Below are 20,951 nucleotides of genomic sequence, written 5' to 3' on the forward strand. Positions count from 1 at the left end.
GTCACAGCCTTTTAAGCATGTAGATTTTTTTAGATAGAAAGGAGTGGCGAAATGAATACACATCCTAATTATCGAGATTTTTATCAAAAATCATGTATTTGTATGGGCGAGAGTGATCGTAGTAAATTTGTTGAGCAAATTCAAGACCAAGTAGATCATACGAATATGGCTACTCATTGGCTAATAGCTTTAGAGGGTGAACCTATTGACAACAATTCAGAAATATATATATGGAAAGTTATAGTGTTCCCTGCATACGTAGATGGAATGTTTCATTACCAAAATCCTCAGGTTCTTATCAAATCTATTCATTCCATCCACAAGGCTGTTGAGTTAGCAAAAGAGTTAGAAACACATATAAAATCTGATTGCCTTTTAATTAACTACTCAAATAAACAAGTCGGTTAACTTATCTGCTTTTCCTCTTTTTATTCAATTATGTGAAAACTAACACATAACTTATTTACATAGCCCCTTTACTTCATAACAAAATGGATGTTTCCCAATTGATTGTTGTTTAGCTAATTAGGATAAACACAGCAAGGTGTGTCTGTTAATAGTTCGGACGCATGTTCATAGAGTTCGTGTTGTCTTCTGTCAAAAACAATTTGCCCCGCTTAAATTTTGCTAGGCGTACAACCTCGTCTGTCGGCGGAAACTGCTTGCCTATTTCGAACATTGCACCACCTCCTTTCGTATTTTAGTGCCCACTCAAAAAAAGCCGGTTTATCACCGACTAAAAATGTATAGTTATTGATTTAAAAGTATATGCTGCCAATGCTCTGGAAGTTGATGTGTTTCTAAATGCTTAAACTCAATTAATTCAGCTTTTCCCGCGCTAATATCAAATTTCAGTCTATCTTTGCCTACGCTGATATGTGGCCCTACAACTGGATGAACTTCTAACGTGACATAAAATCTAAATGATCGATAACCATAAACCCTCTCAGCACTAATTACATCAATCATATAAGTGTAAACGACTGAGGGCTCATTTATTAATTTCGAGTAATACTCTAATATTGGCTTGTCAATTTCGGATGAAAGCAAACTAAGGAACATATCGTGATATAGTTCTTCTCTCGATTCTTTAGGTGGCTTTGGTAACTCTTCCGCTAAGGTCAATAATGGGGGTGTTAACAACATGGCTAATGTCAATAAAACAACTATATAATACTTATTCAATAGTACCACTCCATGAATGCAACTTTTAGGTTCATTCCTTAGGTTTAACGATTAAGTTAGTTATTTATCATTATTATTTTTTCCAATATCAGCAATTGGTGATTACACCATGCTGGTTTTTCCTTTACTCGCTCTCATACTTTCTTCAATAAGCAAATAGCCTGCTCACTGCAACAATACAGTCGTCATGTTCACCGGTTACATATTGCTCCAACTATTCGAGCAATATACCGTGATTTTTTGAAATTGTATGCTTCAGCTTTCAACGCCCGGCAACATCGCCTCGATATGAAGCTCTTTCCATTCCTTTATTCTACTTTATAAATGCGTGATTGCGATGAATAGTTCACTTTTCTTTAGCGTCTTTTTCAACTCATCGACGTAAGATTCTTACGCATATCGTTTTAAATGGACTATCTAAACAAATAAACAAAGACTGTGGTGGTGCTTTAGTTACTAGAACTAGCAATTAATTAATCGCAGGTAATGCACTTGCTATTTATAAACATGGATCAGGGCGACAACGATCATCCCAATAATTGAAAAAATCACAGGTTAGAACAAGAGGATATCTCGCAAATTGAATTGGAAAAGAAATCGAAATAGAGCTAGAGGACTATTTTGTTCCTAGTTACGTTAATGACTGTGGTTAAGGTTAAAAAGCGTTAAAATACTTATGTAAAGACGTGCCTCGGAATGTGAACAATGACGTTGATTACATCGGTTTTTGGGTATGTAAAAAAGCCGGTACTAACCCGGCTTAATAATTCATTTCACAATATAAGAGGGATAGTTTTCGAGGTCACTATCATAATCACGGTCGATCATTTTTCACTTATTATGCTAGTCTAAATACTACACCGTGCCCACCTTTCGGATATTCCCATTTGATATTTTGGTAAGGACAACCAATACGACAACTTCCACATTCATGACAGCCTTCGTAACCTACATGCATACGTATATCTTCCCATTTGTAAACTTCTGCTGGACAAAATACTGTACACAACTTATCAGGACACTTTTCGATACATACATCGTGGTCTAAAACTGTTAAGTGGGACTCTGTATCTGCTTTAAAACGTACTAAATACTGTTTATCTTCAATTGTATTTGACATTACTTCACCGCCTTCCACGCACGATACATATCAGACATGAGTTTAAATGTACCTTTTTCACCTCTAATTGTTCGAATAATTTCCTTTTGTTTATCCTTCTTAGGTGTTCCATCAACTGTGAAAAACTTACTTGCAGCTTTATTCATCATTGGCAAATATTCTTTAAAATATTGTGGATTATTTTCGAATGTATGAGTTGCATCTTTATATTTCTTCAAGTCTTTTCCAATAAAACTGTTATAAATATTCTCACGATACACATTCAATGTTGCTTCAGAGTAGCTATCTCTTTCTTTTGCGTGGAGAATTGCTTCTGCCGCAAGTCGTCCAGATGACATTGCCATATTTGATCCTTCTCGATGAATTGCATTTACAAATTGTGCTGCATCGCCCGCAACGAGAACACCATCACCAACGATTTTTGGTATAGAATGATATCCACCTTCAGGAATAAGATGCGCCAAATATTCTACAGATTCACCACCATCAACATAAGGTTTGACCATCGGATGCGATTTTACATAATCGAGTAAATCATATGGCTTCATCTTTGCTTTAATCATACTCGATAGTGTAGTCCCTACCCCTAAATTTAGACTATCTTTATTTGTATACAAAAAGGCAGTACCTAAATTCCCTTTAGTTGAGTCCCCAAATATTTCTACTGTACAGCCTTGATTATCTTCGAGATTAAATCTTTCATTTATTTTAGCCTTCGGAAGATTAATCACCTCCATGACGGTTAACGCTACCTCATCAGGCTTAAATTCTTTATGAAATCCTAGTTGTTTTCCTAATAAAGAATTAACTCCGTCGGCTAAAACAACAACATCTGCGTATACATCTCCATCCGGTCGATCAGTCCTTACACCGATAACTTTACCATTTTCTACGATACATTCTTTCACAACGGTTTCATTAATTAATAGAGCTCCAGCTTCTACTGCTTTTTGAGCAAACCATTGATCAAATTTAGCTCGTAAAACCGTAAAGTTATTATAAGGCTCCTTCCCCCATTCAAGACCTTTATATCCAAAGGAAACCATTGATTCTTTATCCATCATCCAAAAGCGTTGTTCAATAACCGGCCTTTCTAAAGGAGCCTCTTTCCAAAACTCCGGTATGATCTCTTCCATTTGTTTTCTATATAACACGCCACCCATGACGTTTTTACTGCCAGGATATTCTCCACGTTCAATAAGAAGTACATTCAAACCATGTTTAGCACAAGTATATGCGCAAGAAGTGCCTGCTGGGCCTGCTCCTACGACTATTACATCAAATTTTTCAGACATAGCTAACTTCACCGTCCTTCTGAGTACGTGCCTTCTTGAATTGTTCGATTAGTTTTGGAACTATTTCAAGCGCATCTCCTACAATTCCATATGTTGACACATCAAATATAGGTGCGTTTTCATCCTTATTAATGGCAATGATATATTCGGAGTTTTTCATGCCAACAACATGTTGAATTGCACCAGATATTCCTATAGCAAAATATATTTTAGGAGTTACTGTTTCTCCAGTCTGTCCAACTTGGTTTTCGTGTGGTAGCCATCCAGCTTCTACTACATCACGAGTACCTCCAACTGTACCTCCAATTACATCCGCTAACTCATGAATGAGTTGAAATCCTTTCTCATCACCTAAACCTTTGCCACCGGCTACAATAACATGCGCTTCAGCTAGCGCTGCCTTCTTATCCACATCTTTCACTATTTGCAATACCTTTGTGCGCAATTGATCTTCCTGTAAATCAATCGTTTCTTCAATCATGTTACCTGAACGACCGTAATCTGGTAATAGCGCTTTCATAACCTTCGGGCGTACAGTAGCCATTTGTGGTCGATGCTTCTTACACAAAATCGTTGCCATAATATTTCCACCAAAAGCAGGACGACTGGCTTCTAATAATCTCTTATCGACATTTACGTCTAGCATCGTTGTATCTGCTGTTAACCCAGTACTTAAATCTGTTGCTACAGCACTCGCAAGGTCCTTCCCATTCGGAGTTGCACCATATAGAAAAATCTCTGGTTTATATCTTTCACTAACTTTCACGACCCCATCCATGTAAGTTTCAGTTCGATAATCTTTCAAAATCGGATCATCAATGACATAAACCTCATCTGCACCAAATGCAAATATCTCTGAGCTCAGCTCCTTCACACCATCACCTAGTAAAACCCCTGCCAAAGCAACATCTAGTTTATCTGCTAGTTTTCTACCTGCTCCGAGTAGTTCTAATGAAACACCTTCTATCTTGCCATCATTTTGCTCTATAAAGACCCAAACACCTCTGTTTTCTTCCATATCGTTTCCCCCTATTCATTCTTTGATAAGTAGTCGTTGTTAGAGGTTATCTGATAGTTCAAGCAGCTTTCTTCATCCTTCAACTTTTTCTTCAAATAACTCTTTCTTATCCAAAAGTAGATTAATAATTTGATTGACTTGTTCATCAACTGTCCCTTCAATTATTTTTCCACCTTCTGGCTTAGGTGGTGTAAACATTTTGCCTACTATCGTCGGAGAACCTTTTAGTCCTAGTTGCTTTCGATCTACATCTTCAAGGTCATTAACAGTCCAAACTATAGGAGAATAACGTGCAGCCATTATCATGTTAGGTAATGGTGCATATTCAATATCATTTATTTCTTTTTCAACTGTTAAGAGTGATGGGATAGTTGTTTGAATGAGTTCATATCCATTTGATAATTTCCTTTTAACTAACATCGTTTCTTCTGACTGGTTAATTTCCACCACTTCAATAACATTTGTAATCGGAGGTATATCCAACCTTCTTGCTATTCCTGGTCCAGTTTGCCCTGTATCACCATCTATGGCATGCTTTCCACATAACACCAAATCTATTGGTTGATCTTTCTTAATTTTCTCTAAAGCTTTCGACAATGCATAACTAGTTGCTAACGTATCAGCTCCAGCAAACGCCCGATCAGAAATTAAAAATCCTTGATCTGCGCCTATTTCAATACATTTTTTAATTACGGCATCTGCTTGCGGTGGACCCATTGATAATACTGTAATTTTCCCACCTACTAGCTTTTTTAAGCGGACTGCTTCTTGAACAGCATGAGCATCATACGGGTTCAAAATAGCGGGAGCACTCCGGCGGTCTAACGTATTGGTTTTAGGATTAATTTTAATAATCTTTGTGTCTGGTACTTGTTTAACGCAAACTACGATGTGCATTCGTTACCCTCACTCCTCTAAAAAATTTATAAATGAGTTCATTCAAAAAGCTATTGCGCTTTTTTGAATAAGCTCTATTACATCATTCAGTTGTACGTCTAAATCTTGCTATAATATTTGAGACATAGTGTAATGTGAATAACAATTAGCAATAATGCTGCTGTCTAACCAACCTGACGTTTCTCAAACGAATGCTCCATAACATTTTGTTATTATTTTCACAATAATGTCTATAAAAAAGGCTTTTTTTCGTACTATAGTATTCGAGGCATTATGTTATATGATGAACGAAGCCTCAAAGCCTATAACTGTTATAATGTAGGAAAATTTACAACAAAGTTTCCGAAAAGAGCCTAATTCTAATCAACCATTTGTTAAAAGGAAAACGGCATAGTGTTTATGCTTGGTACTCGGGTTATTAGGTGTCCAATAAGATTTATTTATCGATAAAAGAGTATTGAGTATTCTACGGCGGTTTTAAGTTTTGTCTAGGTGAGTTTCTTTGGAGAGTCTCTAAAATGCTGAATATGATGTCGAATAATGTAAGCGTTATCTCAATCTTTATTTGACCAAATCTTCGCAAGATAGTCTGTGACGTTCATCACAATACATCATATATAAATATAAATGTGGAGGTGAAATTATTGTATTAATTGGAGTTTGTTTGAATATTTAAATTATTATAAACATTAAAATAATTAATATTATATAAACTTATTTTAAGTATTTTTCTAACGTTTGTAAAGTGGTAAATCCAATCTTATCTTCTTCAACTATATGCAATCATCCTGTTTTAGTTCCAGATTTCACATTACCTTTCTTCATAGGCTTGTCCCAAAAGAAAAATACTTGATAAGATAGACGTTCTTGTTTCTTCAACGTTAGTTGTTGGTACTTATAAATTAGCTTATCCAATTCTTGACTGCACTTAACAACCTCTTTACTTGAGTAATCTCTTTTTGAAGCTAACGTTAACATATCTTTTCTTTTTTTATCAATCTTTAATTGAAGACTATTAAGCTTATTCATAAATTTCTCCACCATTCTCCCCTCAAATGCGATCTTTAGAGGAAGTTGTCACAAAATTGTATGAAATGATCTACTTCACTCTAAATGTCGTTTTCCAAACATACTAAAAAAATGATTACTTGTGAATTATTACAAAATATTCTTTTCTTGTAAATAGATTCGCAAAATTAGACAAAATCTTCTAATAAAGATTATATTTTTATCCTCAATAAATGGCATATAAACAACAAATAAGCTAGGTGAACCTATATTCTTCACCTAGCTTTTAGCTTTAGAGCATATATCAATATTTAATTTTTTTGTTGTTATTTATCTTTGTCATGATTTCTTCTTGTTCCGCTTTTGAAATGATACTCATTTTTGAGCAAAGTAGTGTATAAAAACCAATCTTTTGTTTGATTTTCATGTATATGACCCCCTTTTTACCTGGACCAACATTTTTTACTTTAGTTAATTATATGACAAGGTATATACAAATGTTAAATAAAATAAGCTCATTTCGTAAAATGTAACTAAATTAGTACAAAATTGACTTTATTATTAATGAGAAAAAATTCCATGAAAGTTTGATTTATACGTATTTATTCCTTAGTACATAAAGCAACATACAATTCGTAAACAGCCTTATTAATTGATGCTATAATCGCAAAAGTTTATACTCGTGTTACATGCTGAGTTACATAACAATGAATATGAAATAGGGTCGATCATTTCTCGACTGGTAATGTAATATAGAAAATTGTACCCTGTCCTTGTTCACTTTCAACATGTATACTGCCCTTGTGTTCTTCGATAATCTGATAACTTACCATCAGTCCTAAACCTGTTCCAGACTCTTTTGTTGTAAAAAATGGCTCACCTAATCTTGATAACATTTCTTTTGGCATACCGTTACCTTCATCACGAATCATAATCATCAGTTCAGATTGGTTTCTCATTTCGGTTTTAACAGTAATCGTTCCACCGTTACTCATCACTTCAATGCCATTTTTTATGATATTAATAAATACTTGCTTCAGTCGATTTGGTTCACAATACATAAAAGGTAAACCATCCTCAAAAACTGTGACAAATTCTATATTATGAAGCAATGCCTGTGCGGATAATAAATCAATTGTTTCTTTGACAATTGTTGATACGTCCTTATGTACAAATAATTCGTGCTTAGGTTTTGCCAACATCAAAAAATCAGTTATGATCGTTTCTATACGATTAATTTCAGATGTAATGACTTCAAAATACATTTGATAATTTTCTTTAATACTACTTTCTAGTAATTGTATAAAACCTTTTAATGCGGTAACTGGATTTCTAATTTCATGTGCAATACCTGCAGCAAGTTGACCGACAACACTAAGTGTGTCTGATTTTCTTATATGCTCCTCCATACCGATCCGTTCAGAAACGTCCCTGACAATTGTGATATTAAGCCCCTCTACAACATTTTGCTTTGCAGCAAATTCAAGATACTTAAGTTGTTTTCTACTATCCCTTATTTTTAATCTACCCGTTGATTCGCCTTCTTCGTTAAAGTTTACTAGACCTCCATTTTCACATGCTAGGTCATCTATAAAATCTGTTAAATTCGAGCTTGTTAATTCTTCTTGACTTAAACCATATATATCACATGCTGCTGGATTTACATCAACGATATTGAATTGATGATCCCAAAAAACAATGCCATCCAACGCCCAATTAAACGTATTTCTAAACCTCTGATCACTTTCTCTAAGCTGATGTTCAATCTCAATGCGTTTACTAATATTTCTAAACACAACTACGTTTAAACCATCTATAATTCCTTTCTTAGTTGTAAATTCAAGATATTTCTTCTCACCATTAGGCATATAAAAAACTAAATCATCTCTAATTTCAATATTATTACGGAATTTCCCTAATAAATCCCTCATTTTAGGATGTTTATTGTCAACAAAGTCGGACAATTTTTTTGAAATAAGAATATCAAGAGGTAATTCGAAAGTACGACTTGCAGCATGGTTTGCTTTTTTTATTTGAAAACTGTCATCATATAACATAATCGCTTCATGGGCATGCTCAAAAATCGCTCGGAACCTTTCTTCACTTTTTTCAAGTTCAATTTCCATATCTCGTTTTTGAGTGATATCACGTATGATCGCTATCCTAGATCCACTATTTACATTTGCTGCAACTGAGTATTCAACGTATATTTCTTTACCATCAAGGAGTACGACATGTAGTACTCCCTTCTTTCTACGGTTTATGACAAGATTCTTTAGCACAGTCTTTATGTATTGCTGGTCATTCATATGTACAAATTGAAAAATATTAAAAGAACGTATTTGATTTTCTCTTATATTTAAATATGTCCTCATAGGTTCATTCATGTCAATAAATTGACCATCTTTGTCGAAAATAAGTATGCCATCTACAGTATGGTCAAACAATTCTAGTAACATTTGTTCATTTATAGAACGTTCTTGCTCTATTTTTTTACGTTTTGTCACATCTCTAAATAGTGAAACACAATAATCTCCAATATCGTTTATGGTTGTTCCATATTCTATATATTTTAATGTTCCATTATTCAACCTTATCGGAAATTCATTAGATATTTGCTTATTTGTTTCAAAAATGGTCAATCTCTTAATCATAGTTTCTTTTGGAATGACAGTTAGAAAATCTGTCATGTTCTTAGTAAGTAATTGTTCTTCGGGAAGTTCAAATATTTCGCATGCCATCTCATTTACTTTCACAAAATTACCTTTTTTATCAAATACAACGATAGCTTCATTTGCTTTCTTATAGTATGTACGAATGTTAAGTAGTTGTTGTTGAAGCTGCTTATTACTGTTTTCAAGCTGAGATATTTGTCTTTTTAACTTTTCAACTTCGTTATCATGAGTTGTTTCATTCAAGTTCATTAACCCTCCCCTTTAAAACAAATACTGTCTCAATTTGTCGTCTTTTCATCATTAGAAAAAACGCTTCATAGCCTCTTCTCATCTTAAAAAAGATAGTAGTAACGTAAAACTGCATAGAGCTTCTCTTATACAGGAATCGAAGTTGCACCGTTTATGGGTCTAATCAAAATGTAGCAAGTAACAATCTTTGTTGAATAATGTAGGATTATTCAAAATTGTCGAATTTTTTATTATAATACATTATATCATAGTTAAAGTTTGTATTAATGTAAATATTTTGTATCACTTCAAAATAGAAACTATGCTTTACACTTCTTTGTCACTATAGTACAAAACAAAAGACTAACTCTTAAAGTATAGTCACTCGTTTTAGTCAACATATCAATTGACCTTACCGAGCAAACAATACTCTTCTAATGAGTTAGCCTCTTGTTTATTTACAAATATGGATTGTCATTAAATGCTTTTAAACGTTGCCATCTTCTTTCTACCTCATCTTCAAACTCGCTAAGCAACTCTCCATTTTCTTCCTTTAAAAGATGCTTAGTTTTACCCATAAATTTCAACCAATTTGTTAATGGAATTCGCTTGTTCTTCGTTTCTGGATTGTATGTTATCGCTGTTTCTCCACGTTCAATTTCATATAGTGGGAAAAAGCAAGAGTGAACAGCTGCTTCCATAATTTTCTGACCGAAACGATCCTCAGACTTCCAATTTAGAGGGCATGTGATTAAAATCTTCCCATAAACTGTGCCAACATTTTGTGCATACCATTGTGCTTTTGCTGCCTTTTTGACCAAATCTTGCGGAAATGCTTCTGTCCCAGTGAAGACATATGGAATATTAGTAGCAGCCATTATTTGAGCAGTATCCTTATGATGAAATGCTTTACCACTTTGTATTTTACCTACACCTGTAGTACTCGTCATATGCCCCAAAGGTGTAGAATATGACATTTGTGAGCCAGTATTCATATACCCTTCATTATCATATTCAAGCATAATTATTTTGTGGTTACGTAGAGCTGTCCCTATCGCAGAGCCCATTCCAATATCCATACCTCCATCACCTGTAACCATTACGAATGTTACATCATCTGCAACATCGATCTCTCCACGTCGTTTCATTTCGAAGAAAGCTTCTGCTGTACCTGATAGAGTTGCCGGGCCATTTTGGAATAAATTATGAATCATCGTTTGCTTATGTGAGCTATAAGGGTATGCTGTAGTTACTACATACGCACAACCAGTTTGAAATAAGACAACTATGTCGCCTTCAATGCCTTTAAAGAACAACTCTAACCCAGAAAAAATCCCACAACCTGGACATGCACCATGCCCTGATGCTATACGTTTTGGCTTGCTAGTTAGTGCTCTTAATGGAGGAATTTTCACTTTTAATTTATTCGTTTCTACATCTTCAGTTACTTTAATGAGTCCTGATTTAAACGTATCACCGTGCATTGGTTTTATAACTTGCTTAAGTGAATCTTCTGGATATCCTTTTATATGTCCGTAGTAATCAAATACTTTATCGGCATATCCTTTTTCTACCGCAGAAATTGCCTCATTAAAGAAAGCCTCTGCATCGTCAACAAAAAAATCTTTTCCACCCACTCCAAAAACACGACTCAGTACAATCGTTTTATTATCTCTATCTTCTTGGAGGGCTGATTTCACTTCATGTGTGATATTTGGTCCATTAGCTCCGTAAGAATCAGCTCGTTCACCTACTAATAGCGCTTTAACACCTCTCAATGCATGCTTAACCTCTTCTGTAGGAAACGGACGAATAATATTTGGACTAATTACCCCAGCTTTCACACCTTGACTTCGAAGTTTATCCACTGTATCCTTCGCTGTTTCAGCGGCAGAATTTAATAGAAATAATGCCACTTCTGCATCTTCCATTTTATATAAGTCTAGTATAGGATATTCTCTGCCTGATAACTTAGCATACTCTCGAGTAATTTGCTTATATACTTCTGATGAGTTATAAAGCGCTTCTGATTGCTGGTAGTTATTATTTATTAGGTCATCACCATTCATATGTGCCCCAATTGTAACAGGCTTATGTATATCAACTGCTCGAGGATAATCAGTAGGACATTCTCCAACAAACTCTTGTACAACTTTCCGATCTTTGAAATACTCTACCTTTCTTTTTTGGTGGGAAGTAAAGAAACCATCATATGCAACTATTACAGGTAACCTCACATCAGCATGCTCGGCAATTTTCAGCGCGATAATATTCATGTCGTACACTGCCTGAGGACTTCTAGCCGTTAAAATAACCCACCCTGTATTTAGAGCATAATATAAGTCAGAATGGTCACCTCTAATATCAAGCGGCCCGCTTACAGAACGTGTTACGAGATTCATAACCATAGGGAAACGAGTTCCAGATTGTACTGGTAATTGTTCAATCATATATAATAACCCATTGGCGCTCGTTGCATTAAAAACTCTAGCTCCAGCAACAGATGCCCCATAACATATACCTGCTGAACCATGCTCACCATCAGCAGCTATTAGCTGGATGTCATGTTCTCCCCTTGATCTCATTTGATCTAGGTATTGAGCAACTTCTGTTGATGGCGTTATAGGGAAATACCCCATTATATGATAGTTAATTTGTGCAGCAGCCATTGCGGCCATTTCATTTCCTGATTCAAACGTGACGACTTGCTCAGCTCTATTAACTATATTTACACTTTCCTCTATCATTGCCACTATAAAACACCTCCTGATACTAATGGGAATTTATGCTTTACTTGATTCTTTTCAGCGAAACCAATCTCTTCTCGCAAATCTGCTAATGCAGAAGTAGGACAAGCTTCGACACATTTAAGGCATCCCTTACAATATTGATAATCAATTCCTTTAAGAAACATTTGCTCTCGACCACGTTTGTCTTCACCTTGTTCCCATACAAAGCAAAAATCTGGACAAACTGTATCACAAGCAGCACAATTTATACATTTATCTTGGTTAAATTGCGGTAAGAAACCTTGGCGAGAACCACTTAAATCTTTAACAATACTATTTGCATTGGCAGTAATTATTCCACCGGAAGTTTGTGTATCATACCCTAATTTTGCTTCTAATCTATTAAACTGTTTTTCAACTACTTCGCCTGGGACTTCGTATGTTTTAAACTGTACATGCTCATATCCACGATTAAAAGTTCGAATATTCGGTTCTACTAAATGTGGATATTTTTTTTCAAATGTTTTTCGAATAACGTCACGCATAGCGTCTGCATCTAAGAAATCGCATATTCTAAACAACGCACCAAGCATAGCTGTATTGACCTTTGTTTTTTCTTCAACTGCTATTCCCAGAGCATCAACAATCGCCAATGTTCCATATTTAAGTTGTAAATCATCCTTAACAGCATCGAACTCTCGAACTGAGTTAACTAATACGATACCATCCGAAGCCAATCCACTGACCACATCGACCATTTTATATAATGCTTCATGAAAAACTCCGATGACATGTGGCTGTTCGATTGGACTATGTGCTCTAATTTCTGTATCTGGGTCACAAAAACGAACGAAACCTTTTACAGGCGATCCTTTTTTTTCTGAGCCGTATGAGGAAAAGTTGGAACCGTTCAATCCAAGCCCGAGTACACCTGCTTCTGCTAGCATTTTTCCAGCTAAATTAGCCCCAAGGCCTCCTATTGATTCTAATCTAATTTCATAAAAACCAAGTTCATTTTTCTTCGGTAGTATTGACATTACATCACCCCTAATCTTTTTTACTGAATTCCCCTATATCTAATTGTAGTTTTTTATATGATTTTTGACTGTGACAAAAGTCAAACATTTATTATTTTTTTGTAATACAATTTTTATTTTTTTCTGCAATTGTTGAGTTTTAAAGTTTTGCAAACGCTAACATAATATATAACAGTTTATTTTCTGTGATAATACAGTTTAGGTAATTTCACAAAAATTTCTATTTTATTTCATACAAACCTCATATGATTTGATAACTTGCTTAATGCGAAAGGCTGTTTTCGCGTTAAGTGTTACTTTTTGTAATAGGAGCTAAACACGTATGTAACTAAAGTTTTGGGCATCTATTCACCTTTAGTTGGGTATCGTTCTTTAACTAGGATATAAAGATGTCGTTTTTATAGAAATAAAATACCGCGTACTCTAATTGTATATATGGTTATTTTTTAGTAGGAAAAACAACAATTTATCAGGGAACTCCGTGCGAAAAAAAGTGAAACTTGCTCCTTATATGCAGGTTTTGTATTAAAAACTAGCATTTTGTATTGTCTTTGTTACTTACTTGTAACTTTTATGTTTTTTGCTTATGTTATTATTTACGAATAGTAGATTTAATTTGGAGGAAACTAATGCTAAAAAATACAAAACGTCGAAAACTACTTATATACGTAACAATTCCTTTGTTGTTCCTCATATTAGCTGGAGGGGTATACGCATCCGTTCTATTTAATAAAGCACAAACAACTGTTGAAAAAGCACATAAAGAACTTGACAGAGGAGAACAATCAGAAAGACGTACTGATGAGGTGGATCCTAAATCAGACAATATTTCTATCTTATTAATGGGTGTTGACGACAGTGAAACTAGAAATATTGGAGACAGATTAGGCGAAGGACCACGAACTGACGCATTGTTACTAGCTACGTTTAACGAGGACAAGAAATCAGTTAAACTTGTGCACATCCCTCGAGATTCTTATGTTCCTTTACAATTTTATGATGGAGAAAATCATCGAATTAATAGCGCATATCATTTTGGTTTAGCAGATGGCGCTGTACAAACCGTAGAGGAATTATTTGATATACCTGTTGATTATTATGCTACTGTTAACTTCAACTCTTTCATGGATATAGTAGATGCCCTCAACGGGATAGAAGTTGATGTACCTGTTACATTTTCAGAGCAGGATAGTCAAGACCGTTCAAAAGCAATCAACCTTGAAAAAGGATTGCAAACACTAAACGGTGAAGAAGCTCTCGCTTTAGCAAGAACAAGGAAAATTGATACCGATGTGGAGAGAGGGAAACGACAACAGTTGATTTTAGAAGCTATAGTAAAAAAAGCTGCATCACTCGGTTCTATAACAAAATACGGAAATGTACTTGACGCAATTGGAGATAATATTATTACAAATTTGACATTTGATGAAATGTTATCCTTCTATGATTATGCAACAGGAGACGTAACGATAGAAACGTACACAGTACCTGGTTATTCAAACGATCAATACGACTATATCGTTGATTATGATGCGTTCGAAATAATCAAACAGGATTTAAAAGCACACTTAAATATTGAAACAACAAATGTGGAGACTAACACTGCAGACAACCATTTAAATGATAAAGTACAAAATAATAACTAACTTACTATAAGCTCTTTTTCACAAACTTTGTTGCTATTGTAAAAAATATAGGACAGCAACAAATGAACTTATGCAGTTGCTCTCATTTAACGTTATAGCAACACGCAATGTGAAATCAGCCAAAGTAGAAAAGATGCCCTGAGTGCTAAGTATATAAGTAAATTTAATTCTTAGTAAAATGAATTTCAGTCAATGATAAACAATATAATAAGAGGGTCTAACTCAAATAGAGGTTAGACCCTTTAGAATTATAATGACTGTAGTTCGTTAATTACTTCTGATGGTTCCATACGTTTCGTATAATCAGGATTGACAGAAGCTAACCTAATTTTTCCATTCTTATCGATTATAAATGTTGCTGGAACAGGCAATGACCAGTCACTATCGTTAAATTCTTCTAAATTAATACCGAAACCTTTGTACACTTCAACTAAATATTTTGGTAAGTCGAATAATAAATTATATTCCTTAATTACGTGAGATCCCACATCACTTAGGACTGGATATGCCAGTTCATTTTTTTCCTTCATTGACAATGAATGATCTGGTGTTTGAGGACTAATAGCAATCAATTGCGCACCTAAAGCATTTATTTCCGGTAATGCTTGCTGATATGCCCTAAGTTCTAGATTGCAATAAGGACACCATTCACCTCTATAAAAGGTTAATATAACCGGCCCTTTTTTTAGCTGCTCATATAGATTAAGTTCTTTTCCTGTCGGATCAGACAAAGTAAAATCTGGAGCATGATCACCTATTTCTAATCCTTTTGCAATATCTGATTGTGCAAGGTCTGTAGTTGCTTGAACCATTTTATTTAAAACCTCTTCAGGCATTTTTTTCACTGCATTTTCGTTGTACGCCTTTAGTTGTTCTGCCAATGTTGTCAATATACTCACTCCTTTTAATAAATTCACTTTAATGATAACAAGTACCATCCATCGGTTAGGACTTTCCAAATTACTAACAATATGATTTTCTTAACACTATTTTTTTATTCTATATCTACCTTCGATTTTTTTCTGTAAGCTCGCTTACAATTTATATTTTTCACAAATTCAATTCTTAGGCTCATTTCGTAAACTTTGTTGCTATTGTAACCAAATTAGTGCCCGCAAAGTAGTTTACATTGTTAGTTATCGTTGTAGAAAAGGTTTCACGAGCTTTAGCTGTGTACGTATTTATTTCTTAAAACGAATAACAACCATCAATGCAAAAACAAGCTTTCGGACTGATTCTTTCAAGCAGCTTTCAACGATCGGATGGATGCTCAGCATACTTACGGAGTGAAATATATTTGTAATACAACTTCCCTCAAGACAATAAAAGAGCCTGCTCTTAGCTTCAGACTCTTCTATTATGGCTAAATATCTCTTAATGTAAATACGATTAAGATAGGCTCATACTAATTCTTTTTCAATAATATTTTGTACATTTGTTGCAAGATCATTGATCGTCATACCATCGTACTCTTCTTTTGAAATAGGTTTAGAAATAATTACTTCAACATTCGCTCCTTTAAGAATATTCTTGTTAGCCTCCATGATTTTATATGAGCCATTGATCGTAATTGGGACAATTGGCACGCCTGATTTAGTCGCTAACTTAAAGCTACCTGGTTTAAATTCACCTATATCATTTCCTTTGCTTCGAGTTCCTTCAGGAAAAATAACAAGTGAATGTCCTTCTTTTAAATTGTTAATCCCTAAATTGATTGCCTTAACTGATTGACGAATATTTTTACGATCCATAAACACACATCTCATCAATAACATCCAATGAGAAATAATAGGATATTTTTTAATTTCCAATTTAGAAATAAACCCCATTTTTTTGTCTAGAAAACCTAATATAATAGGAATGTCAAAATTCCCTTGGTGATTACTTACGAAAAGAACAGGCTGATGATCTGGAATGTTTTCCTTACCTTTCACATTGATCGTTGAGCCTGTAAGATTGACTAATGTTCTAGACCACCGTCTTGTTTCTCTTAAAACGATTTGGTCTCTTTCTGAGTGCAATTCTCTTTTATCTAGCTGTCTCGCTTTTAGTAAGGCGGGGACAGTAAATAGTAAATGTAGCCAAAAATAGATAAACCATACGATTGTACGAATCATGTTGACACCATCCAGTTCTCATAAATTATAGAATTATCTTGCTCACGTCTATTTATATTAATGATAGTTTAATATTTTTTCAACTATAGACTACAATTGAATCGAATACATTGACATTTGGTTTATAATATTATACATTTGGTTTAAAAGTTTAAACGAAAGAACGAGGTGTCGTCATGAAGCAACATAAAACAGAACCTCAAGATATTTTAGCAGTATTCCGTGAAGCGATCCCTGCCTTCCAAGTCCTTTCAGATAAAACGCGACAAGATATCATACTTTTGTTAGATGAACATGAAGAAACAGGACTTAATGTAAATGAAATAGCTGAAAAGCTCCCATTATCTAGACCAGCAATTTCGCATCATTTAAAAAACTTAAAACAAGCTGGTCTTGTTGATGTCAGACAACAGGGCACAGGTAATTATTACTACTTAACCCTTCTTCAAGCAGTAGAGCATATGAAACATCTTATTTCATTACTGGAAAACAACTGTGAATTGAAATAAAAAGTATAGGGGGAATTTAATATGACTGAAATTAGCGATTTAGTAAAAAAACAAAAAAAGTTTTTTTTCACCGGTAAAACGAAAGATGTTACTTTCAGATTGAACGCCCTTAGCAAGTTGAAAGAAGCCATTCTTGAAAATGAACGTGGGATTACTACCGCGTTAAAGGCTGATTTAAACAAATCTGAAGCTGATACTTACATGTCTGAAATCGGCTTAGTATTAGCTGAGATTTCAGTTATTCAAAAAGGCTTGAGGTCATGGGTTAAACCAAAAAGAGTTAAAACCCCGATTTCACACTTTGGCGCATCAAGCTATCGATATGCTGAACCTTACGGTGTTACCCTTACTATTGCTCCGTGGAATTACCCATTCCAACTAGCACTCACTCCTATTCTTGGTGCAATTGCTGGTGGAAATACTGTCATTTTAAAACCTTCAGAGTTAACACCGACTGTTTCAGCAATTTTAAAAGAACTGCTGTCTTCAACCTTTGATGAAGAGTATATAGCTGTTGTTGAGGGCGGAGTAGAAGAAAGTACACAACTTTTAAATGAACCCGTTGATTATATCTTCTTCACAGGCAGTGTCCCTGTTGGCAAGATTGTGATGGAAGCTGCATCAAAAAACTTAACTCCAGTGACTTTAGAACTTGGTGGCAAAAGTCCAGTAATTGTTGATGAAACAGCTGATTTAAAACTTGCAGCAAAACGAATCGTATGGGGTAAATTCTTTAATGCTGGGCAAACTTGTGTTGCTCCAGACTACATGCTCGTTCACCATAGTGTAAAAGACGAGCTCGTCAATAATATGAAGAAAATAATCAATGAGTTTTATTCTGATAATGCTCTTACTAATGAAGAATATACTCATATTGTCAATGAGCGCCATTTTCAGCGCCTAGTGAAATATTTAAGTGACGGAAACATTATCGTTGGTGGAAATATAGATGAAAAATTGCATGCGATTGAACCTACCATTTTAGATCATATCACATGGGACGATTCAATAATGCAAGATGAAATATTCGGTCCAATACTACCTGTCATTGAATATAGTGATGCGAGTGAAGTGATTAACATGGTAAACGAACGACCGAAGCCTCTAGCACTATATTTGTTTTCTAGCAATAAACAAGCTCAAGAGCACATCATTAACAACATCTCTTACGGTGGTGGATGTATTAACGATACGCTCTACCATCTAGCTTCTCCTCACCTTCCATTCGGGGGCGTTGGAACTAGCGGAGTAGGTGCATACCATGGTAAACATAGTTTTGATACGTTCTCCCATTACAAAAGTGTTCTAAAGCAAACGACTAAATTTGACATACCATTACGTTACCCAAATATGAAAAATGGACTAAAGCTGGCAAAAAAAATATTAAAATAAAAATTCTTGTAAATTAGGAAGGTGCTATTATATGTCTAATAACTTTGTATTAATTACTGGAGCTTCTGGTGGAATTGGCTTTGAATTAGCCCATCTATTTGCTAAAGATAATCATAACGTTTTACTTATCGCGAGAAATGAGCAAAAGTTAAATGATTTAGCTAACGACTTAATGAAAACCTACAATATTAAAGCAAAGGTACTTTCAAAAGACTTATCAAACCCTGAATCGCCACAGCAAATATACAATTATTGTGAAAATGAAAAGATTGATGTTGAAGTTCTTGTAAACAACGCTGGCTTTGGAAGTTTTGGGTTCTTTGCTGAAACGGATATCAACAAAGAATTGGAATTGATTCAAGTGAACATCACAGCACTTACTTATTTAACTAAACTATTCTTGCCACGAATGGTTAAAAGAAAATCTGGCAAAATATTAAATGTAGCATCAACAGCATCTTTTCAGCCTGGACCATATTTATCTAACTATTCGGCATCAAAAGCATATGTGTTATCTCTTTCTGAGGCCATTGCAAATGAAGTAGAAGGTACTGGCGTATCAGTTAGTGTTCTTTGTCCAGGACCTACTGAAACTGGCTTTCAATCTGCTGCCGACATGGATAACTCAAAAAATTTCACGGGTGGCAAGGTGATGGATGTTAAGTCAGTAGCAATAGCAGGATATGATGGTTTACAGAAGGGCAAGACGGTAATCATACCTGGTTTAATGAACCGTATTATGGCGACATCTGTTAGATTTGGACCTCGCAAACTTATTCCTAAAATTGTTCGACGCATGGTTGAACCAACTAAATAACATGAAGCAAGCTGTCTCAAATTTGAGACAGCTTTTCCTTTTAGATTTTTAGAAAGAACTTAATTTGACAAATAAATATAGGAAATTGACCGATAAAACTAATAATTTTACCCATAAACACAGGAAATTGACTGATAAACTTTCAATTTGACCCATAAACATGTAAATTTGACCTATAAATTTGCTCTGGTTCATAAAATATTAGCTTATGTTTACCTTTTCACCTGCTGTTATAGATTGAAAACATGCATCGATGACTTTCATGTTTTTTAGGCTTTGCTCTCCGGTATACATAGGTTGCGATTTGTTCAATATACAATTAGAGAAATGTTCTATTTGCAGAACATATTGGTCTGCTTCATAGTACTCTACTCTAGACTCTTCTTGCTCATTTGATACGATTATTTTGCCTACGTTATTATATAAGTTAGGTGTAAATGCCCTCGGTAAAACCAGTTTGCCTTTCGTACCCACCATTTCATAATATGCGCTAAAAGACCTTTCAAAACTACAATCAAAAGAAACCATCACACCGTTTTGTAATTTTATTAGAGCATAAGTTGACATATCTACATGATATTCTTCGTGTATATGAGCCTGAGCAAAAACTTCAATAGGTTCCGAATCTAATATGTACTGAATTGCATTGATGCAGTAGCTACCAACATCATACAAGCTCCCCCCTCCTAATTTAGGAACCATACGGATATTACCTTCAAGGTCATTTAATGTAAATGAAAAGCTTGAACGCATTAGTTTAATGTCACCAATTTCATCAGATGCTATAATTTCTTTTACTCTTTTATGTTGTGGATGAAATTGATACATAAATGCTTCCATAAAAATGACGTTATTCTTCCGACATGTGTCAATGATGTCCTTCATCTCTGAAGAATTCAGTGCTGCTGGTTTTTCACATAAAATATGTTTACCGTGTGTAGCAGCCTCCTTTACCCATTCTGCATGTAAACCATTAGGTAGAGGTATGTAAACAGCATCAACATTAGAATCTAATAATAAATCCTGATAGCTTTTATATACATTAGGTATGGATAATGATTCAGCAACACTTTTCACGCGATCATTTGCGCTAGAAATAGCAACTACTTCAGCATTATTTGCTTTGTGAATCGCTGGAATAATTGCAGTTTGAGCTATATTCGCAGTACTTAGTATCCCCCATCTAATCTTCTTATACATTCTTTCATCTCCTAAACTTTTATTTCTATTATAATAGAAAAATTAAAAGACGGTATGTGAATTAAATGTTATGCTTTT

The 20,951-nt window shown here is 34.7% G+C and carries 18 protein-coding genes; 5 read left to right on the forward strand and 13 right to left on the reverse strand.

Going from position 1 to position 20,951, the window contains the following annotated elements; genetic code table 11:
- Positions 1–51: 51 nt before the first annotated feature.
- On the forward strand, positions 52–408 hold the full coding sequence (locus tag SLH52_RS11255) for a hypothetical protein (protein WP_320209374.1): 357 nt from the start codon (positions 52–54) through the stop codon (positions 406–408).
- Between the two features lie 342 nt (positions 409–750).
- On the opposite strand, the gene SLH52_RS11260 is transcribed toward SLH52_RS11255, so the two are convergent.
- The 10 genes from SLH52_RS11260 to SLH52_RS11305 form a co-directional block, all read right to left on the reverse strand.
- Positions 751–1,185 carry a DUF3888 domain-containing protein gene (locus SLH52_RS11260; RefSeq protein WP_320209375.1) on the reverse strand — a complete coding sequence of 145 codons (435 nt, stop codon included), beginning with the start codon at positions 1,183–1,185 and terminating at the stop codon, positions 751–753.
- A gap of 838 nt (positions 1,186–2,023) precedes the next feature.
- Positions 2,024–2,305 (reverse strand): ferredoxin family protein, encoded by a 282-nt coding sequence (locus tag SLH52_RS11265; protein ID WP_214482118.1) that lies wholly within the window; start codon positions 2,303–2,305, stop codon positions 2,024–2,026.
- A complete protein-coding gene (locus SLH52_RS11270; RefSeq protein ID WP_320209376.1) occupies positions 2,305–3,600 on the reverse strand; it encodes an FAD-dependent oxidoreductase in 1,296 nt (431 codons plus the stop codon). Before SLH52_RS11270 ends, SLH52_RS11265 begins: the two co-directional genes overlap by 1 nt.
- On the reverse strand, positions 3,593–4,618 hold the full coding sequence (locus tag SLH52_RS11275; protein WP_320209377.1) for an electron transfer flavoprotein subunit alpha/FixB family protein: 1,026 nt from the start codon (positions 4,616–4,618) through the stop codon (positions 3,593–3,595). Before SLH52_RS11275 ends, SLH52_RS11270 begins: the two co-directional genes overlap by 8 nt.
- Before the next feature lie 72 nt (positions 4,619–4,690).
- Complete coding sequence (locus SLH52_RS11280; protein WP_320209378.1) at positions 4,691–5,515, reverse strand: electron transfer flavoprotein subunit beta/FixA family protein; 825 nt, start codon at positions 5,513–5,515, stop codon at positions 4,691–4,693.
- 783 nt (positions 5,516–6,298) lie between these two features.
- Complete coding sequence (locus SLH52_RS11285; RefSeq protein WP_320209379.1) at positions 6,299–6,544, reverse strand: aspartyl-phosphate phosphatase Spo0E family protein; 246 nt, start codon at positions 6,542–6,544, stop codon at positions 6,299–6,301.
- Between the two features lie 283 nt (positions 6,545–6,827).
- Complete coding sequence (locus tag SLH52_RS11290; RefSeq protein ID WP_320209380.1) at positions 6,828–6,950, reverse strand: hypothetical protein; 123 nt, start codon at positions 6,948–6,950, stop codon at positions 6,828–6,830.
- A 301-nt stretch (positions 6,951–7,251) separates the two neighbouring features.
- Entirely contained in the window at positions 7,252–9,441 is a 2,190-nt protein-coding gene (locus tag SLH52_RS11295; RefSeq protein WP_320209381.1) for a PAS domain S-box protein, read from the reverse strand.
- Between the two features lie 443 nt (positions 9,442–9,884).
- Positions 9,885–12,173, reverse strand: coding sequence for a thiamine pyrophosphate-dependent enzyme (locus tag SLH52_RS11300; RefSeq protein ID WP_320209478.1), 2,289 nt, complete (start codon positions 12,171–12,173; stop codon positions 9,885–9,887).
- Positions 12,174–12,178: 5 nt separating this feature from the next.
- Complete coding sequence (locus SLH52_RS11305; RefSeq protein ID WP_320209382.1) at positions 12,179–13,192, reverse strand: 2-oxoacid:acceptor oxidoreductase family protein; 1,014 nt, start codon at positions 13,190–13,192, stop codon at positions 12,179–12,181.
- A gap of 629 nt (positions 13,193–13,821) precedes the next feature.
- Here SLH52_RS11305 and SLH52_RS11310 point away from each other — a divergent pair.
- Entirely contained in the window at positions 13,822–14,838 is a 1,017-nt protein-coding gene (locus tag SLH52_RS11310) for an LCP family protein (protein ID WP_320209383.1), read from the forward strand.
- 248 nt (positions 14,839–15,086) lie between these two features.
- Here the strand turns inward: SLH52_RS11310 and SLH52_RS11315 are convergent, their stop codons facing one another.
- Positions 15,087–15,737 carry a peroxiredoxin-like family protein gene (locus SLH52_RS11315; RefSeq protein ID WP_320209479.1) on the reverse strand — a complete coding sequence of 217 codons (651 nt, stop codon included), beginning with the start codon at positions 15,735–15,737 and terminating at the stop codon, positions 15,087–15,089.
- Between the two features lie 501 nt (positions 15,738–16,238).
- Positions 16,239–16,955 (reverse strand): lysophospholipid acyltransferase family protein, encoded by a 717-nt coding sequence (locus SLH52_RS11320; protein ID WP_320209384.1) that lies wholly within the window; start codon positions 16,953–16,955, stop codon positions 16,239–16,241.
- Between the two features lie 176 nt (positions 16,956–17,131).
- Between SLH52_RS11320 and SLH52_RS11325 the strand changes: the two genes are divergently transcribed.
- The 3 genes from SLH52_RS11325 to SLH52_RS11335 are packed head-to-tail and all read left to right on the forward strand — an operon-like array spanning position 17,132 to position 19,673.
- Positions 17,132–17,464, forward strand: a complete 333-nt coding sequence (locus SLH52_RS11325; RefSeq protein ID WP_320209385.1) for a metalloregulator ArsR/SmtB family transcription factor — start codon at positions 17,132–17,134, stop codon at positions 17,462–17,464.
- A gap of 21 nt (positions 17,465–17,485) precedes the next feature.
- Entirely contained in the window at positions 17,486–18,856 is a 1,371-nt protein-coding gene (locus tag SLH52_RS11330; protein WP_320209386.1) for an aldehyde dehydrogenase, read from the forward strand.
- A gap of 31 nt (positions 18,857–18,887) precedes the next feature.
- Positions 18,888–19,673, forward strand: coding sequence for an SDR family oxidoreductase (locus tag SLH52_RS11335; RefSeq protein ID WP_320209387.1), 786 nt, complete (start codon positions 18,888–18,890; stop codon positions 19,671–19,673).
- A 201-nt stretch (positions 19,674–19,874) separates the two neighbouring features.
- Here SLH52_RS11335 and SLH52_RS11340 read toward each other — a convergent pair whose 3' ends face one another.
- The gene (locus tag SLH52_RS11340; RefSeq protein WP_320209388.1) at positions 19,875–20,873 is read right to left on the reverse strand and encodes a Gfo/Idh/MocA family oxidoreductase; all 999 of its coding nucleotides are present in this window, start codon (positions 20,871–20,873) and stop codon (positions 19,875–19,877) included.
- Positions 20,874–20,951: the final 78 nt, after the last annotated feature.

The sequence above is a fragment of the Cytobacillus sp. IB215665 genome (assembly GCF_033963835.1).
Lineage (GTDB): Bacteria > Bacillota > Bacilli > Bacillales > SM2101 > Nanhaiella.

Bases quoted from the DNA above. Each gene is read 5' to 3' on its own strand.
- SLH52_RS11305 (WP_320209382.1), bottom strand. From the start codon at position 13,192: ATGTCAATACTACCGAAGAAAAATGAACTTGGTTTTTATGAAATTAGA.
- SLH52_RS11275 (WP_320209377.1), bottom strand. From the start codon at position 4,618: ATGGAAGAAAACAGAGGTGTTTGGGTCTTTATAGAGCAAAATGATGGC.
- SLH52_RS11330 (WP_320209386.1), top strand. From the start codon at position 17,486: ATGACTGAAATTAGCGATTTAGTAAAAAAACAAAAAAAGTTTTTTTTC.
- SLH52_RS11290 (WP_320209380.1), bottom strand. From the start codon at position 6,950: ATGAAAATCAAACAAAAGATTGGTTTTTATACACTACTTTGCTCAAAA.
- SLH52_RS11340 (WP_320209388.1), bottom strand. From the start codon at position 20,873: ATGTATAAGAAGATTAGATGGGGGATACTAAGTACTGCGAATATAGCT.
- SLH52_RS11320 (WP_320209384.1), bottom strand. From the start codon at position 16,955: ATGATTCGTACAATCGTATGGTTTATCTATTTTTGGCTACATTTACTA.
- SLH52_RS11310 (WP_320209383.1), top strand. From the start codon at position 13,822: ATGCTAAAAAATACAAAACGTCGAAAACTACTTATATACGTAACAATT.
- SLH52_RS11280 (WP_320209378.1), bottom strand. From the start codon at position 5,515: ATGCACATCGTAGTTTGCGTTAAACAAGTACCAGACACAAAGATTATT.
- SLH52_RS11255 (WP_320209374.1), top strand. From the start codon at position 52: ATGAATACACATCCTAATTATCGAGATTTTTATCAAAAATCATGTATT.
- SLH52_RS11325 (WP_320209385.1), top strand. From the start codon at position 17,132: ATGAAGCAACATAAAACAGAACCTCAAGATATTTTAGCAGTATTCCGT.
- SLH52_RS11265 (WP_214482118.1), bottom strand. From the start codon at position 2,305: ATGTCAAATACAATTGAAGATAAACAGTATTTAGTACGTTTTAAAGCA.
- SLH52_RS11300 (WP_320209478.1), bottom strand. From the start codon at position 12,173: ATGATAGAGGAAAGTGTAAATATAGTTAATAGAGCTGAGCAAGTCGTC.
- SLH52_RS11335 (WP_320209387.1), top strand. From the start codon at position 18,888: ATGTCTAATAACTTTGTATTAATTACTGGAGCTTCTGGTGGAATTGGC.
- SLH52_RS11285 (WP_320209379.1), bottom strand. From the start codon at position 6,544: ATGAATAAGCTTAATAGTCTTCAATTAAAGATTGATAAAAAAAGAAAA.
- SLH52_RS11270 (WP_320209376.1), bottom strand. From the start codon at position 3,600: ATGTCTGAAAAATTTGATGTAATAGTCGTAGGAGCAGGCCCAGCAGGC.